12 protein-coding genes, 2 tRNA genes and 1 other RNA gene are annotated in these 15,499 nt (G+C 48.2%); 4 read left to right on the forward strand and 11 right to left on the reverse strand.

Annotation, left to right across the window (positions count from 1 at the left end):
• Positions 1-135: 135 nt before the first annotated feature.
• The 6 genes from QOL41_RS09725 to QOL41_RS09750 all read right to left on the reverse strand — a co-directional run bounded on the left by QOL41_RS09725 (position 136) and on the right by QOL41_RS09750 (position 4,103).
• A tRNA-Leu gene (locus QOL41_RS09725) sits at positions 136-219 on the reverse strand.
• 522 nt (positions 220-741) lie between these two features.
• On the reverse strand, positions 742-2,079 hold the full coding sequence (gene murD / locus QOL41_RS09730) for a UDP-N-acetylmuramoyl-L-alanine--D-glutamate ligase (RefSeq protein WP_283429601.1): 1,338 nt from the start codon (positions 2,077-2,079) through the stop codon (positions 742-744).
• Between the two features lie 151 nt (positions 2,080-2,230).
• A tRNA-Leu gene (locus tag QOL41_RS09735) sits at positions 2,231-2,314 on the reverse strand.
• A gap of 37 nt (positions 2,315-2,351) precedes the next feature.
• Positions 2,352-2,735 (reverse strand): preprotein translocase subunit SecG, encoded by a 384-nt coding sequence (secG, locus tag QOL41_RS09740; protein ID WP_173652883.1) that lies wholly within the window; start codon positions 2,733-2,735, stop codon positions 2,352-2,354.
• Positions 2,736-2,764: 29 nt separating this feature from the next.
• The gene (gene tpiA, locus QOL41_RS09745; protein ID WP_073053882.1) at positions 2,765-3,526 is read right to left on the reverse strand and encodes a triose-phosphate isomerase; all 762 of its coding nucleotides are present in this window, start codon (positions 3,524-3,526) and stop codon (positions 2,765-2,767) included.
• A 136-nt stretch (positions 3,527-3,662) separates the two neighbouring features.
• Positions 3,663-4,103, reverse strand: coding sequence for a hypothetical protein (locus QOL41_RS09750; RefSeq protein ID WP_088628739.1), 441 nt, complete (start codon positions 4,101-4,103; stop codon positions 3,663-3,665).
• 211 nt (positions 4,104-4,314) lie between these two features.
• Between QOL41_RS09750 and QOL41_RS09755 the strand changes: the two genes are divergently transcribed.
• Entirely contained in the window at positions 4,315-5,160 is an 846-nt protein-coding gene (locus QOL41_RS09755; protein WP_283429602.1) for a hypothetical protein, read from the forward strand.
• Here QOL41_RS09755 and QOL41_RS09760 read toward each other — a convergent pair.
• From QOL41_RS09760 to QOL41_RS09770, 3 genes are all read right to left on the reverse strand, one after another.
• Positions 5,080-5,850, reverse strand: a complete 771-nt coding sequence (locus QOL41_RS09760; RefSeq protein WP_283429603.1) for a hypothetical protein — start codon at positions 5,848-5,850, stop codon at positions 5,080-5,082. The two genes, QOL41_RS09755 and QOL41_RS09760, sit on opposite strands and share 81 nt — an antisense overlap.
• Before the next feature lie 112 nt (positions 5,851-5,962).
• Positions 5,963-7,063, reverse strand: a complete 1,101-nt coding sequence (gene recA, locus QOL41_RS09765) for a recombinase RecA (RefSeq protein ID WP_173652886.1) — start codon at positions 7,061-7,063, stop codon at positions 5,963-5,965.
• A gap of 40 nt (positions 7,064-7,103) precedes the next feature.
• Complete coding sequence (locus QOL41_RS09770) at positions 7,104-7,655, reverse strand: CinA family protein (RefSeq protein WP_173652887.1); 552 nt, start codon at positions 7,653-7,655, stop codon at positions 7,104-7,106.
• Positions 7,656-7,841: 186 nt separating this feature from the next.
• On the opposite strand from QOL41_RS09770, the gene QOL41_RS09775 reads away from it, so the two are divergent.
• Together QOL41_RS09775 and QOL41_RS09780 are read left to right on the forward strand one after the other, a co-directional pair.
• Positions 7,842-8,603, forward strand: a complete 762-nt coding sequence (locus QOL41_RS09775) for an FISUMP domain-containing protein (RefSeq protein WP_283429604.1) — start codon at positions 7,842-7,844, stop codon at positions 8,601-8,603.
• Positions 8,604-8,630: 27 nt separating this feature from the next.
• The gene (locus tag QOL41_RS09780; RefSeq protein ID WP_283429605.1) at positions 8,631-9,647 is read left to right on the forward strand and encodes a DUF5683 domain-containing protein; all 1,017 of its coding nucleotides are present in this window, start codon (positions 8,631-8,633) and stop codon (positions 9,645-9,647) included.
• 66 nt (positions 9,648-9,713) lie between these two features.
• Here QOL41_RS09780 and QOL41_RS09785 read toward each other — a convergent pair whose 3' ends face one another.
• Together QOL41_RS09785 and ffs are read right to left on the reverse strand one after the other, a co-directional pair.
• Complete coding sequence (locus QOL41_RS09785; RefSeq protein WP_283429606.1) at positions 9,714-10,331, reverse strand: histidine phosphatase family protein; 618 nt, start codon at positions 10,329-10,331, stop codon at positions 9,714-9,716.
• 44 nt (positions 10,332-10,375) lie between these two features.
• An RNA gene (gene ffs / locus QOL41_RS09790) (signal recognition particle sRNA small type) lies at positions 10,376-10,472 on the reverse strand.
• Between the two features lie 189 nt (positions 10,473-10,661).
• Here ffs and QOL41_RS09795 point away from each other — a divergent pair.
• Positions 10,662-15,218: a cadherin repeat domain-containing protein gene (locus QOL41_RS09795; RefSeq protein WP_283429607.1), complete on the forward strand. Its 4,557-nt coding sequence runs from the start codon at positions 10,662-10,664 to the stop codon at positions 15,216-15,218.
• Positions 15,219-15,499: the final 281 nt, after the last annotated feature.

Below are 15,499 nucleotides of genomic sequence, written 5' to 3' on the forward strand. Positions count from 1 at the left end.
GGCAAGCTTACATACACCTCCAACAGTCTTCCTGGCACTTCGGTGCCGGGAGGATTTTTTGTATAGAGACTGTTCGGCTCAAAAGTTGTGGTGTATAAAACGAAAAAAGACTCAGTTTTCACTGAGTCTTTCTTCTGCGGTCGGACAGACTTGAACTGTCATGGGATCGCTCCCACTAGCACCTCAAGCTAGCGTGTCTACCAATTCCACCACGACCGCGTGGTCCTTAGCGGAACAGCCCAAATTTAGTTTAATTCGTTCCGCTTGTAAAGGGGTAAGGATGAATTTTTTTCAAAAAAATCAAAAAAAATTCTTTTAAGAAAACAAGTTCTTTTTTTATATGCGGGAGGGAACCCAGCTCGGAGTTGCGAAGGCCGCACGGTTCCCTCCCTGCACCCTCCTTTACGTTGGCCGACGCTTTATTATCTACACGGTTCGTTATTGTTTCTCTTTATTATTTATCTCGCTACAAGAAAAGCAGTCTAATAAAAGACTGTTTCTTCATATTGTCTTCCCGCACGTAGATGACAATAGCCACTTGCAGCTTTGCTGCTTAGAGTACCTTGGCATAATACTAACCGAACAAAGTTCGGAGTATTATGAAGCCAAGTTACATCGGTGGCTGTGTTGTCATAATAAATTGGTAGCGGCACTAAAGTGCCGAGCCACACAGAGGATATGGTCCTCGGAACGGGGACGGGATCTCCTCTTGCGGTCTGAAGAGGAACATGTTTGTCCGAATTACAAATCTGCGACGAGCTTGTCAAACACTTGGCCGCGGACTTTGTAGTTCTTGAACAGTCCGAAGCTTGCGCAGGCGGGGCTCATGATAACGGTGCCGCCCTCGCCGATCTGCAAGCTGTCTGCAAATGCTTCTTCCAGAGTGGGGAAGATGTTTGCGGTGATTTTGAGCCCGGCCTGCTGCAAGGAGTCCAGCATGCGCTGCGCTGTGGCGCCGATGAGCGCGATGCGCTTGAGGTTCGGGCGTTCATTCACCAGAATCTGCGAGAGTTCGGTAAAGTCTGCATTCTTTTCGGAGCCTCCGAGAATCAGCGCGAAGGGGCGCTTCATGCTTGCGGTCGCGGCGATCGTCGCGTCGGGGCGGGTGGCGTAGCTGTCGTTGTAGAATTCGATGCCATTCTTTTCGCCCTTGAATTCCATACGGAAGGGGAGTGTTTCGTAGCTCTTCAGGGCTTCGAACGCGTCTGCCACCTTGATTCCCAAGGCCTTGCAAGCGAGGGTCGCCGCTGCCATATTTTCGAGCTGGTAAATGCCGCGTACCTTGCAGTCCGACAGATAAAGCTTTGTGCCGTCAATCGTGAGCGTGGCGCCTTCAATCACTGCATCTCCGTCATCGTTCAGACTCACGGCGTACTTTGTCTTAGCCGGGCTTTCGCTTGCAATCTTTGCCGTCGGAGCAGCGTCCTTCAAGTACACGCATGCTCCGTCACGCTTTTGCCAGCGAACCAAGTTAGCCTTCGCATCGCGATATTCTTCGACGCTCTGGTGCCAATCCAAGTGTTCGGTCGACACGCGCAGCACCACAGCTACGTCCGGCGACAAGGACAATGTCATCAACTGAAAACTTGAAAGTTCCAGAATGCTCACTCGGTCTGCCGTCTCGTTCTTCAATAAATCAAGCGCCGGCACACCGAAGTTGCCGCCAATCTCGTTGTTTACGCCGCACTTGGTCAGAATATGGCTAATCATGCTCACGGTAGAGCCCTTGCCGAGCGTACCCGTAACGCCTACAACCTTCTTGGATTTAGTTTGTTCTAAAAATAACTGAATCTGGCTTGTCATCAGGCCGCCGTTCATTTGGAACTTGAACAGAGCGGGGCTCATCGGGTAAACGCCTGCGGAACGCACCACGGTCACGCAGTCCTTAAGACCGTCCATGTAGTTTTCTCCGCTGCAAACCTTTACGTTCACGCCGGCGGGTACTTCCGGCAGGTTCACCGGATTCTTGTCCATGACCACGATATCTTTGATACCGCTACGTACAAGGTAATTAAACGTGCTCTGGCCTTCGACGCCAAAACCTAAAACACCTACGGGGGCTATAAGATTAGAATTCATATTCTTCTCTGTCGATACATTTGATTTCTGCAATATCCCAGCAAAAGCAAGAGCTCAGTACAAAACAAATAATTGTCAGAAAACACTTCATGCCAAGAAATCTAACATTTTTGCCTAGCGAAAAAGTCCGCCACAAGGGCGGACTTCGTAATGCGGTCGGACAGACTTGAACTGTCATGGGATCGCTCCCACTAGCACCTCAAGCTAGCGTGTCTACCAATTCCACCACGACCGCAGGCTGTTGGCGAGCCTAAGCTTCGCCAAACAAATCCTTATTCAGCTGCAGGAGCGGCCGGAGCTTCGGTAGCCGGAGCAGCAGGTGCTGCAAAGTCAGCCGGAAGTGCCGGAGCCGGGGCTTGCTGCTGAGCAGCGTTTTCGCGGGTAGCCTTCTGCATCGAAGATTCTTCGACAGCCTGGTCCTGCTTAGCAGTAATCAGGCCGAGGGCGAACACGACGATAAAGAAGATCACGGCCACGACGCGGGTCAACTTCTGGATGAAGGTCGCGGCACCTGCGGTAGAGAAAGCAGACTGGGAAGTCATGCCACCGAGACCTGCGAGACCGCCCATCTTGTCGTTCTGAACCAGAACGAGCAACATGAGGAAGAGGCACAGGAACACGTGCAGAACGATACCAATCCAAAAGAGTGTTGTCATAGTCGTTTTACCTTGGTTTTAAGTTTTAATTAGCGAGCTTCAGCTGCGTCGATGATTTCCTTGAAGGTGTTAGCCTTGAGGCCTGCACCACCGATCAAACCACCGTCGATATCCTTCTGAGCGAGGAGGCCGGCAGCGTTTGCACCCTTCATGGAACCACCGTACTGAATGCGCATGCCTTCAGCAACAGCTTCGCCGTAAATTTCCTTCACAACGGAACGAGCGTAGGCCTGGGTGTCCTGAGCCTGTTCGTCGGTAGCGGTAACGCCGGTACCGATTGCCCAAACCGGTTCGTAAGCGAGAACGCACTTGGCGGCGTCTTCAGCAGAAACGTCCTTGAAAGCGCCCTTGATCTGGAGGCCGAGGACTTCCTTCAGGATGCCACCGTTACGCTGGTCGAGGGTTTCGCCAATGCAGATGATCGGCTTCAGACCGGCTTCGAGGGTCTTCTTGACCTTGAGGTTCACAGTTTCTTCGGTTTCGTGGAAGTACTGACGCTGTTCGGAGTGACCGATGATGATGTATTCAGCACCGATTTCCTTGACCATGTCCACAGAAACCTTACCAGTGTATGCGCCCTGGTCCTTCCAGTGAATGTCCTGGATGGCGAGCTTCACGTTGGAACCCTTGATGACGTCGGCGACCTTAGCGGCGGCGAGGTAAGTCGGGGCGATGACCACTTCGGTCTTCTTCACGTCCTTGACGGCTTCCACGATATCCTTAGCGAGCTGAATGGATTCGCTAACGGTCTTGTTCATCTTCCAGTTACCAGCGATGATATACTGACGCATAATTAACTCCTTGAGAGGTTTAAAATTTAACGCGCCTAAATTTAGTAAAAAAAGACCGCCCCCGGTAGTCCGAGGGCGTATCTTTTCGCATAAATTGCTTATGTCATTCCCGTAAAAGCGGGAATCTCCACTTAAATTAGTAGTTGGAGGAATGCTTGGAGGTCGGAGCCGGGGATCCACCGTAGCGGTCGCCTTCGATCTTTTCCAGAATCCATTCTTCTTCGTAGCCCTTCAAACGAGCCTGGTCGGGGTGCTTCCAAAAGAGGCGGGTAATGAGTTCGCCTTCGCGGGTGTAGTATTCCCAAATGCTCTGCTTTTCGGTGGTCTTTTCGTGGTCAGGAGGTCCCCACAAGAGGTTCACCATGTCGTTGGTCATGCCTTCTTCGATATAGCCCTGCTTGAACACGTCTTTCAGGCGCTTGTCGATACCCATGCTTTCCTTAACGGCAAAGTATTCGCGTTCGTATTCGTTACGACCTTCACCGCGTTCGATCAGAATGGGGGAGGAATAGCGGTTGGCACAGGCCCAGAACATCAGGGCGCTCACGCCAAGCAAGCAAATATGAGAGAGTTTCATTGTGACTCCTATAAATTAATGCCTACAAAATAAGAATTTATGGCGCAAATGGGGAAATTATTTTAAATTTTATTCCGAAATGACTTATTTTAAGAAATTATTGGCCTTTTCTATAATTTTTTTTACTTGTAACATCGCGTCTTTTGCTGATGGTTTCAATGAAAATGCGAATTTTGGTTTCCGCTATGGGCCAAACCTTTCTTGGAGTATCATGGGCAATACGCCGTTTGTGTGGGGACAGTGGCTTCCGCAGGCAACGTCCATGCTCCATTATTCCTGGTTGGAACCGCTCAGTGAACTTGCTTACGGTGAACGCCTAGGGCGCTTGCCGACATACCTGCGCATGGATGGCGCTATTGAAATATCCCCGTTTTACGCGGGCTATCTTGCTGGAATTGGCCTTCGCCCGTTCAAGACCAATCCGCAATTTGAATTGAATGTCGTCTATGAAAGCTACATCTATCTGCGCTCGAATTTGGAAATGGTCACCGCCGAAGTGGTAGGCGAGGGTCGCATTGCAGAAACCTGGAACGCCGACTATGTTGTAGACAATATTTACGAAGATGATGCCGCCTATGACTATACCCAGTCGCTTGATATGGCGTTGAGCGTTAGTTATTCTTTCCCGAGAGGCTCCATTATTGGTGCTAAGTTCCACTACATCTTTTCGGATATCAGTACCGATTTCGAGGGTAAAAGCTACGACTATCGCCGCAACATTCCCGTGTTCAGCCGCGATTTTGTGCTAGTTCTCGATACTTACGGACGTATTCCCATAAACGATCATTTTGCGGCGTTGTTTGAATCGAATTATTACAAGACCGGTTTCTTGCGCGAAAAGAATACGGTTCAGAAAGAATCCCTTGGTTATGGCAAGGCTATGCTCGGTGTCCATTTCTTCTGGGACAACTGCTTACAGAATTTAATCTTGGAAGTGGGCGGTTGGAATCGCACCGAAAAGCGCTTCTACGATGGATCACTCGCGCAGCAGTTCTTGGTTCAGCTTGAGTATCAGGGGTATTTTTCTTTCCCCTTTCACAGGAATTTTTCTAAATAAATCCGGCAGTGGCGGTTTCGGCTTGCCTTCTACGCTGTTCTTGAGCGGGTCGGCCTGCAATGCCTGTACGGTGTAGGCTGAACGAATCCATAGTTCGCCGCTATATCTTTCATTTTCGACTTTCACCAAAGTCGGGAGCATTTCTCCAGAATAATTGCGCCACTGGCGAATCGTGAAGATTCGCTTTTCGTGATGCACTCCGTTCATGGCCACCTTTGTCGGGTGCGGAAGGCTGTCTGCGACAAGGCTCCACCAGGCCATTGAGAATGCTGTCGAAAGGATGTTCGGCTTCTGGATTGTCGAATCTCGGCACAGGAACTGCCCGTTGGCCAAAAGTTCCATGTCGTCAAGTTTCAGGGGTGTTTCGCCGATATGTTCTTTCAAATGGTGCGTGCCCAGCTGCCTTTTGACCTTTATATTCGGGAATTCCATGTAACGGTATTCGCCGGCGGTAATAAAGTTGAACGGCGGGCGGTCAGGCTGGTTCACAAAGAAGGTGTCGAGCGCTTCGGGATGGTGTCTCCATTCGACATCGAGCGACACTCGGGACAGCTTTTCGTTAATGAAAAAGCCTTCTATGTTCACGACCATCGGGTTTTCCAACAAAAAGTGCGGGCAAGAGGTTTGGGCCTGGCATAAAACTGCCGCTCCGGCAACCGCAATCATCGCACTTCTTATTTTGTTGAACATGGCGTACAAAATAGCAAATTATTTGCACAAAGGAAAACCCCGACCCATCCCAATGGCTAAAGGATAGGCCAGGGTTTGTTGCTCTTCAGGAAGAAAATGTTTGGGTAGGGGACTATGCGTCGTCGCTTACGCTGACTTCGCTGTCGTCATCAGCTTCGATGGCATCGCCTTCGTTCAGCTTGAACAGTTCGACGTCCTTCATGCTTTCGCGGATCTTCTGCTCAATTTCGTTGCAGAGGTCCACGTTGTCCTTCAAGAACAGGCGGGTGTTTTCACGACCCTGGCCAATGCGTTCGTTGTTGTAGCTGAACCATGATCCGCTCTTCTGGATAATGTCGAGCTCGGTTGCAAGGTCGAGGATAGAAGCTTCGCGAGAAATACCGCAACCGTACAGAATGTCGAATTCGCACTGGGTAAACGGAGCGGCCACCTTGTTCTTGACAACCTTAACGCGGGTGCGGTTACCGATGACTTCTTCGCCGTCCTTGATGGCTGCAATGCGGCGGATATCGATACGCTGGGTGGCGTAGAACTTCAGGGCGTTACCGCCGGTGGTGGTTTCGGGGTTGCCGAACATCACGCCAATCTTCATACGCAGCTGGTTAATGAACAGCATGCAAGTGTTGGACTTGGAAAGAATACCGGTGAGCTTACGGAGGGCCTGGCTCATGAGGCGGGCCTGCAGACCCACATGGTTGTCGCCCATTTCGCCGTTGATTTCGGCTTGCGGAACGAGGGCTGCCACAGAGTCAATCACGATGATGTCGATGGCGCCGGAACGCACGAGGGTTTCGGCAATGTCGAGGGCCTGTTCACCGGTATCCGGCTGGGAAACCAGGAGCGATTCGATATCCACACCGAGCTTGCGGGCGTAGACAGCGTCAAAAGCGTGTTCTGCATCAATAAAGGCTGCCACACCGCCAAGTTTCTGGGCTTCGGCAATGGCGTGCAGGGTAAGGGTTGTCTTACCGGAAGATTCGGGTCCGTAAATTTCGATAATACGGCCGCGCGGGAAACCGCCTACGCCAAGGGCCATGTCGAGCTGGATACAACCCGTAGGAATAACGGGAATGTCTTCGACGGGCTGCTGGCCGAGTGCCATGATGGAACCTTTACCATAATTCTTTTCAATTTGGGCGATGGCGGCTTCTACTGCCTTGGCCTTGTCTGCGGAAAGGTTGCTAGTCGGGGTGTTTGTTGTTTTCTTAGCCATGTTTGACTCCATTTTGTTTTTTCGTTTTTAAATATAACATTTAGTGTTCACTTGTGCAAGTGCTTTTTTGGTTATTCAATAAAAAAAGTAGCTTGCCCAGCACACTATACACGCTTTTTTGGCGCACTTCTGTGCGGTTTCCTTCGAAAATTTTACAAAAAGCCTCATTTTGCAAACTATTGGCGACAGCCATCCACACTGTACCAACAGGTTTGCCGGGTTCTGCTCCGGTGGGCCCTGCAATACCAGAGGTTGCAATTGCCCATTCGCAACCGAATTTCTTGCGGGCGCCCTCGGCCATAGCCTTTACGGTTTCAGCAGAAACGGCTCCCTTTTCTTCGAGCACCTGGTGGGGTACCCCAAGCAAGGCTTCCTTAACCTCGTTCTGGTAAGCGACAATGCCGCCGGCAAGTACAGCCGAGGATCCGGCCTCGTTCACGATGCTGCTTGCCACAAGGCCGCCCGTGAGCGATTCGGCGGTAGCCATCATTTCGCCCCGTGCGATGAGCGCATCCTTGATGGCCTTGACCAGCAGGGAAATCTTGTTTTCGAAGCCTTCGCTTTGAAGATCAAAATCTTTTGTATCGCTCATTTTCATACTCCGTAATTTAGAATTATTTTGTGTCATAAAATGACAATTAGGTAAAAACCTGAAATTTTTTTGAAAATATACCTTTTGGAACCTCGGTATGCCGTTCCTTTGCTAAAAAATGAAAAATTATTGCCAAAGATTGAAAAAAACATATATTTGAACAAACAAATATAAAGGAGAACAATGATGAATTGCTTAAAATACGCGCTCTTGACCTGCGCGGCACTTCTTGCTGCTTGCGGAGATGATTCTTCTACCTCTGCGTCTGATACACCTGATAATCCGGCTAAAACTTCTGATGTTGCGGCGAACTACCTTAATCCCGACTATCCGTATGGGGAGGTGACGGATGCTCGTGACGGTCAGGTCTACAAGACGACTACAATTGGTTCGCAGACCTGGCTTGCGCAGAATATGAACTACGAAACGGCGAATTCTGCCTGCTTTAACAATGTCGCCGACAGTTGCTCCAAGTACGGAAGGCTCTATGCGTGGAAAGACGCTAAGGATGTTTGCCCGTCTGGTTGGCACTTGCCCGATACAACGGAGTGGAATATGTTGTTGGCTGAAACAGGTGGAATGGATTCGGCAACCGTAAACCTTATTTCGAAGAATGGTTGGCCTAGAAGCGAAAGCTCCGCTGCTTCTCTAGATTCTATCGTATCCCAAATGGATTCTGACTTGACTGTCAAAATTCCCAAGGGTTGGGGTGGATCGGACCCGTATGGTTTTTCAGCTCTTCCGGCAGGAGTAAAGCATAAAGGTGGCGAATTTATGGGGGTCGGTGGCATAAGTGATTTTTGGCTAGCTACGGAATACTTGGTAAATCTGCTTGGCGACAGTGTCGATGAAGCCTATTATGCGGATTTGCTTATTTTAGGATATTACGTTTATGTGTTACCTGAAGAAAAGGCCAGCTTCAAGTCTGTTCGCTGCGTCAAGGATTAGGTCATCTTTTTCTATATTGTCAAGCCGATGTCAAATCGTCTGCTTGCTATAATCTTGTTTGTATGCCTCGCGTTTGCTGCGGGGGCTAGTGCGCAGACGGTTCCGGCGGATTCTTCGCAGACAGAAGAATCTGCCGATACCTTGGCGAGCGATCCTTTGCAAAAGGGTAAAACGGGCATTGTCGCTATCGATACGCTTACCGTAAACGAATGGGATATTCCGACCAAGCGCAATTCTTTGCCGCTTACCATGTTGTTTGCGCTATTCCCGGGTGGTGGCCAGTATTATACGGAACATTATGTACGTGGTGGCTTTATCACGGGTATCGAACTTTTGTTGCTTTACGAAGTAACAGCAAACAAGAGCTATCAGCATAAGCGAGTCCTTGAACAGGCTGAACCCTTCAAAGATTCCGTGGCCTATTACACCGAAAAGATGCTTCACGAAAAGAATCGCGATAGTTTGGCGCATTTCCATTCCAAACGTAGCGAGTTTATTGGACGCGTACATGAAAAAAGCGACAAGAAAATGGAACAAGAAGACCTGCGCAAGGCAGAAACCGCCTGGATGTACGGCCTTTACCTGTATAGTTTCTTTGATGCTTTTGGAATCTGGTACAATAACAATTATCGCAGCGTAGAACTCAGGAGCATGAAAACGGCTCTGCTATGGTCCATTATTCCCGGTTTTGGACAAATGTATAACCGCGAATTCGGCAAACAGGGGCTTTTGTATATGGCGTTCATCGGTTCTGCGACAAGCATTTGGACCTCGCAGAACATGGTGGAATACTACCTAGACCGCAAGCATGTGGTAGAACTCGAAAGTACGTCTTCCGACGAATATGAACGTGTCTGTGAGCGTGTGACCTATTACCGCAAGAATCGTAACCAGTACATTTGGGCGCTTGCACTACTTTATCTGTATTCCATGGGTGATGCGGCAGTCGACGCCTTGTTGAGCGACTTTGACAACCCCATGCACTTGGCCGTATTGCCGCGCCTTGAAGGCGGCGTCCAGGCCCTTATGTCCTTTGACTTTTAATCAATGTGTAATGTGAAGTGTGTAATGAGTAATTAGTCATTTCTCATCTCACATCCCACATTTCCTCTATCCAATTTTCAGCGGCTGCATCTGGATGCCGTCATGAATCTTCGTGAACGTGCCGCGGTAATGTCCGTCGGCGTTACGCTTGAATTCAAAACGGGTCACCATAGCGTAGCTGAATGCGCCTTCCACGAACTTGTCGTCGGGGAGCCCGCAGGCAAAATGCTGCAAGGCGGCGATAACGCCCGCATGCGAAATCCACAGGAATTCGCCGTCGTCGTCGAGAGTGTCCAGTAAGGACTGCACGCGGCGGTCGATGTCGTAAAAGCATTCTCCGCCTTCAAAGCGGTAGCCGCGCAGGTCGCGTGCCCATGCTTCCATTTCTTTGCGGGGCACTGCTGTCAGTTTTTGACCTTCCCAGGTGCCAAAATTCATTTCGATGATTTCTTCGCGCTTTTCCATAGTAAGCCCTGTCGCTTTTTCGGCCTTTTCGGCGAGTCTCAGGCAACGTTTGAGGGGGCTTGTGAACATGCGCGTGGGCTTTGCGCCGGCATCCAGCAAAGCCTTCAATGCTCCGTCGCTTTCTTCTTCGAAAGTGGGGGATACGTCAAAATCGAGCCTGCCATAGCAGACATCATTCGGATTGTAGGGCTTGGTGTGGCGGATAGTCCAAAGAATCATAAAACCTTTACAAAAGAAAAAGGCCCTTTGCAGGGCTTAAAAAGAAATCCTAGGCGACCTGAGCACATAAAAATTCACAAGTCCGTTGCTGCTTTCGCCCTGGCGAGTTGCCCGCAAATAGTCATTGCGCAGGGCCTAGGAACCCGCAATTTAGCAATATGTCGTGATTTTTGTCAAGGGAAAGCGGCAAAAACAAATTTTCGGAACAAAAGTGGACGATTTGTCCATGAAAAAGGCTAGCTTTGTGAAAAAAAAGTAACCTGTGTAAAGTTTTTTTATGTATTTTTTGAATCGGGAGTTGAAATCCTGTAATACAACAGGGGGTAAAAGATGGTTAGAGTAAACAACGTGAAAAACTTTTTAAACAAGTTATGGCTCGTTCTGATTGTAGCGGGGGTTGCCTCTGCTGCAAATGTTGAACCGTTGGTTTTTGATAGCCTTACCACGTATTATACGGATCTCACAAATGTGAGCGATCCAGCTACGATGGATACCGCATTGAAGGCTCGTCATCAAAAGTATTGGGATAAACTGATGACCTTCAAGATGTGGGGTTCTTTTGGCATTAAGATGGGACATGCTGAAGCACCTGATGTCAATGGCGCCATTGGTACCGCTCATGGAGATATGAACCTGATAAATGGAGATCATCATCTTGGTGGCCCAATTTACATTGGTGGTAGTATCAATTTTGGTGATGGTCCGGATAGATTCTTGAGTGGCCCCGTACGTACGACTGGAGATTTCGCTGTGGGGCAGAATGGAGGTAACTTCGTTGGCACGTATTGTGTTGAAAGTAGAGCGACTTTTGTAAAGGACGAAGTTGTTACAATTGGTCGCCTTTCTCAGGGAGGCTCTGCAAAGATCGGTTATTGTTCATACGATAGCATTCCTGAAGTTCCTACATATCTTACGATTCCTGATGTTCCTGCGCTTCCCGCTAAACCAAAGTTGTATGTAGAAGATTTTGTTGTTCCTGCAGGAAAAACCTATGCAATTGATGTGCCGGCAGAAGCTAATGCTAAGAATATGTTTGACTTGTACATTAATGGAAGCATTGTATTGCAGGATAATGCAAAGTTGCATATTCGTATGCAGTCTTCGAAAAGTCTTGCACGCATTTTCATGAATGGTACCGTAAAAGTAAGTTCTGGCTCGCAAATACAGGTTGTTTATGTAGACGGAGGAGCCTTGTATGATACAACAGGTATTGGCTCGTGGTCCAATATAACCGACTCTGTGATGGTTGAAAACAAAGATTATGCAGGCAACGTTTTATTCCATTGCAAGGATGATCTTACATGGCCATCAATGAATGGCAATGCTGCTTTCTATCAAGGATCCTTCTTGTCGAAAGGCACCATCAATGTCAATTCTAATTTGACTCTTGCTGGTCAGCTTTTGGGAAATTGGCTTGAAACAGGTCATGAATTTGACGGTAAGTCCTTCCGCTATGTTCCGTTCGATCCTCCTGTCTTGCAGACGGCGGAAGGCGTAAAGACTTACTTGGTCGAAGGGCACAAGCAAGATACGGTTAAGATTGCTCTGGACAAAGAAGCGACGACGCTTATTGATTTCGAATATTGCTTTGACTTCCAGGGAACTGTAGATGGCAAAGACCCCAATGGTCTTGCCGCTCGCGCTGATATCACTACTGAAAATATTCCGTTGTTCAATGGGACGGAATGCGTCAATCCTGGCAAGGCCTATTTTGATGTCGGTAGCAAGAATTTGAGAACCCCCATCATTTTGGTCGCCAACGATGACAAAATTGATGAAGGTACTGACAGCAAGCCGGGAAAAGAAACCTTTAGAATTATCATTCAGAACCTGAATGCAGCAACGCTGAAGGACGGTTCTCATGATGGTTACATCACTCTGGAAATCAGCGATCCTGACCTTGATCCGCTCAAGTTCAAAAAAGACACGTTGCATGCGGTTAACGAAAATCCGCTGAATGGTACTGTGATTGATACCCTGCGCGGTGTTCACGGTATTGTTGGTTGCCCCGCTTGCGTGTATAGCATAAGCGATACTAGCCATTATAGCGATTATGTAACGGTAACGGATTCCGGTTATGTTTTGGTCAAGGATTCTACCATCTTTGATTTCGAAAAGATTCAGTATATCGATATTCAAGTTCACGTAGAAGATGTTGACAATAAGATGAAGGCCGATACGACGATTATTATTCCGATTGGCAACGTCAACGAAGATCCGATTTTGGAAGACCAGGAATTTGAAGTCGATGAACACAGAGCCCCGGGAACGGTTGTTGGTACTCTTGAATGGGGTGAAAACGACTCTGTGCCCGTATTCAGGCAAGACGTGTTCACTGCAGTGGGTGGCGATACCGCTTTCTTCGCTGTTTCTCCGACTGGCGTGATTACGACCAAGAAGGAATTCGACTACGAAACGGAACCGGATTCTTACACAATCGAAGTTAAGCTGGCTGACAAGAACGACCCGACGCTCTTTGTTATCAAGCCTGTGGTAATCAATATCCGTAACGTAAATGAAAATCCGAAGATTACGACGGATACCATCAGCGTTACCGAAAATAGCCCGAAGGGTACCGTGGTTGATACTTTGAAGGCTATCGATTATGATTTGGACGATACTGTCTTGACATGGACGCTTATTAACGATCCGAGCAAATGCTTTGATTTGTCTACAGACGGCGTTGTTACGCTCAAGTGTTCTGACATTGATTACGAAAAGACTCCGGTCATTTCGATTCGTGTCAAGGTCGAAGACCAGCATGGTGGATATGATACCAAGATTATCACGGTGAATGTCCGCGATATCCCGTCGCCGCTGGTCGAAATTGTTGAAGCCAGCAACGAAGATTCGACTTGGATTAAACCGGAAGACCCGATTTATACGAACGAAGACAGCTTGAATGTCTGCTGGGAAGTAAACCGTAAAAACATGACTTGCGGCGATACGACGCTTGTGCCGGGCCGAAACGAAATCTGCAAGGAAGTCTGCGATGTCGATGGCTTCGAAGGCTGTGCTGAAGATTGCCTAATCGTGTACTACAGCGATATTTCGCCGGTGGTGACTATCTCTGCTGCAACCGATGCGAACTTGGGCGGCAACATCTATACGATTGTGGAACAGACTGCTTCTTCTGACACGAACGTGTATGTCAAGGACACCGTGAATGAAATTACTGTGACGATTGTGGATAACGATCCGCAAAAGAGCAAGAGCGATACGACTCGTTTCACGATTCCCGTTGACTTGAGCAAGAAAATCGATGTTCCGCAAAAGACTTACGATGCCCTTTCGAATGTGGCAAAACAGACTGTTTCGCTTGATATCGACAACCCGAATACCACCAGTACGCCTATTAACGGCTCCTATATCCAGAAGACTTATTCTGCCAAGGTGGCTGGTACCGAGGTTAAGGTCAGCTACGTGACTGACAAGAAGGGTAACGTTGTAAAGCAGGCTATTGTAAACGAAAAGGGTAAGATTGATTCTATTGAAGTCATTACCGTTTCTTACGAGACTGTGATTGACGGCAAGACGGTGACCGTTTCTTACCAGGCCGATGCCGTTACGGGTGAAGCTCTGTATGTCGATGGCAACGGTGGCTTTATTCCGACTAAGAACGTTGACAAGTCTAGCGGAATCTTCAAGGTGTCTTATGAATATGTTGACGCCAAAACGGGAAATTCTGTTGAATTGACTTACATTGTCGACAAGTCGGGCAACATGGTCAAGAACCCGGATGGCGACCGCGGCTATCAGGTGTCTTACACCTATGTAGATAAGTATGGCAATGCGGCCAAGCAGGCTGTGTTTGTGGTGCTCGACCAGACAGTTCCTGTGGTTGAAATCCTTTCGCCGACCAGAATGCAGGTTATCCGTTCCAACTTCGTGAATGTCAAGTGGACGGTTGATGGCGTGGAGCAGGATACGCTTGTTCTGCAGGGGCTTGAAAAGGGTGTGAACACCATTGTGCGCTTCTACAAGGATAAGGCCGGTAACGAAGTCTACGATTCTGTAGTCGTGATTATGAAGGATAGTAGGGATATCGAAATTGCGGTGGAACAGCCCGTAACGACTGTTTCCAAGGATAAAGTAGACGAATACTATGCCAAGAACCCGCCCAAGAAGGGTGAAACCTTTGCTGTGAGCATCAGGAACCCCACGACCGAAGAAGAAGTGGAAACCTTGATTGGTGGCAGCTTCAAGACCAAGGAAGGTAGCGGTAAGGAACCGTATCCGGGTGTCAAGGGTACCAAGCATTTGGGACCGACCCTTGTCATGGATGTCAAGCTCCCGACGGTGAATGGTGTTAGCGGTCTTGCAACACTGGATGATTTGATCCTCCCGAATGGCAAGATTTCGAGCAAGGGTATCGGAATCGATACGTCTAAACTCGACCAAAACGCCAAGGAATTCTACGAGGAATTCACTGTGGAAGAATACGTGAGCCGTTTCTGCGAAGATGGAACCAAAATTCCGAGCGATTTGAGCCAGTTTAACTTGTACAAGTCTAAATTGCGCATGAAGATTTGGGTCTATACCTCGCTGGGTAACTTTGTGAACTTCTTCGATTTCACTCAGGAATTGAACGATCCGGACTATACGAACGAAGCTGGCGTTCTGCAGATGTTCTTTGAAATGAAACCGGACAAGGATGGTTACGTACATGCCAAGAACAAGAAACTGCTTGCTACGGGCGCCTATGTATATAAAGTAGAGGCTAACCTGCGTAACCAGTTACGTTGTACTATTCCGGACCAGTCATACAATCCGGTGAAGAACTCGGGCGACGGTTTCGGTACTTCGACCAAGCGTAAGGGCGATGTCATTAAGTCGAATGACGAACTCCTGAAACCCTTCGGTTACAAGCGCCCTGCAAACAAGTAAATCTTTTTCTGAATAAATGAAAGAACCCGGTTCAGCCGGGTTTTTTATATGGTTCCCGTTTATTTTGTTTTTAAATTTTTACAAAGCAAGGCTTTTTACGTGCAAAAAAGCGTGCCTCGTGTCACAAAATATTGCGTTTTTGATAAAAAGTGAGTTTCCTGTTGATAAAATGTATGATTTGTATACGATTTATTTAAATATGGTATTGTAATAATTATAAAAGTTTTGTATCTTTTATGTAGGAAATATTTAAGGGGTGTATTATACTCATTCCTTATTGG

The sequence above is a fragment of the Fibrobacter sp. UWB10 genome (assembly GCF_900182935.1).
In the GTDB taxonomy this organism is placed as follows: Bacteria; Fibrobacterota; Fibrobacteria; order Fibrobacterales; family Fibrobacteraceae; genus Fibrobacter; species Fibrobacter succinogenes_O.

What these genes read in the sequence shown, in the direction of transcription:
- murD (WP_283429601.1), bottom strand. Translation starts at nt 2,079, where the DNA reads ATGAATTCTAATCTTATAGCCCCCGTAGGTGTTTTAGGTTTTGGCGTC.
- secG (WP_173652883.1), bottom strand. Translation starts at nt 2,735, where the DNA reads ATGACAACACTCTTTTGGATTGGTATCGTTCTGCACGTGTTCCTGTGC.
- tpiA (WP_073053882.1), bottom strand. Translation starts at nt 3,526, where the DNA reads ATGCGTCAGTATATCATCGCTGGTAACTGGAAGATGAACAAGACCGTT.
- QOL41_RS09750 (WP_088628739.1), bottom strand. Translation starts at nt 4,103, where the DNA reads ATGAAACTCTCTCATATTTGCTTGCTTGGCGTGAGCGCCCTGATGTTC.
- QOL41_RS09755 (WP_283429602.1), top strand. Translation starts at nt 4,315, where the DNA reads ATGGGCAATACGCCGTTTGTGTGGGGACAGTGGCTTCCGCAGGCAACG.
- QOL41_RS09760 (WP_283429603.1), bottom strand. Translation starts at nt 5,850, where the DNA reads ATGTTCAACAAAATAAGAAGTGCGATGATTGCGGTTGCCGGAGCGGCA.
- recA (WP_173652886.1), bottom strand. Translation starts at nt 7,063, where the DNA reads ATGGCTAAGAAAACAACAAACACCCCGACTAGCAACCTTTCCGCAGAC.
- QOL41_RS09770 (WP_173652887.1), bottom strand. Translation starts at nt 7,655, where the DNA reads ATGAGCGATACAAAAGATTTTGATCTTCAAAGCGAAGGCTTCGAAAAC.
- QOL41_RS09775 (WP_283429604.1), top strand. Translation starts at nt 7,842, where the DNA reads ATGAATTGCTTAAAATACGCGCTCTTGACCTGCGCGGCACTTCTTGCT.
- QOL41_RS09780 (WP_283429605.1), top strand. Translation starts at nt 8,631, where the DNA reads ATGTCAAATCGTCTGCTTGCTATAATCTTGTTTGTATGCCTCGCGTTT.
- QOL41_RS09785 (WP_283429606.1), bottom strand. Translation starts at nt 10,331, where the DNA reads ATGATTCTTTGGACTATCCGCCACACCAAGCCCTACAATCCGAATGAT.
- QOL41_RS09795 (WP_283429607.1), top strand. Translation starts at nt 10,662, where the DNA reads ATGGTTAGAGTAAACAACGTGAAAAACTTTTTAAACAAGTTATGGCTC.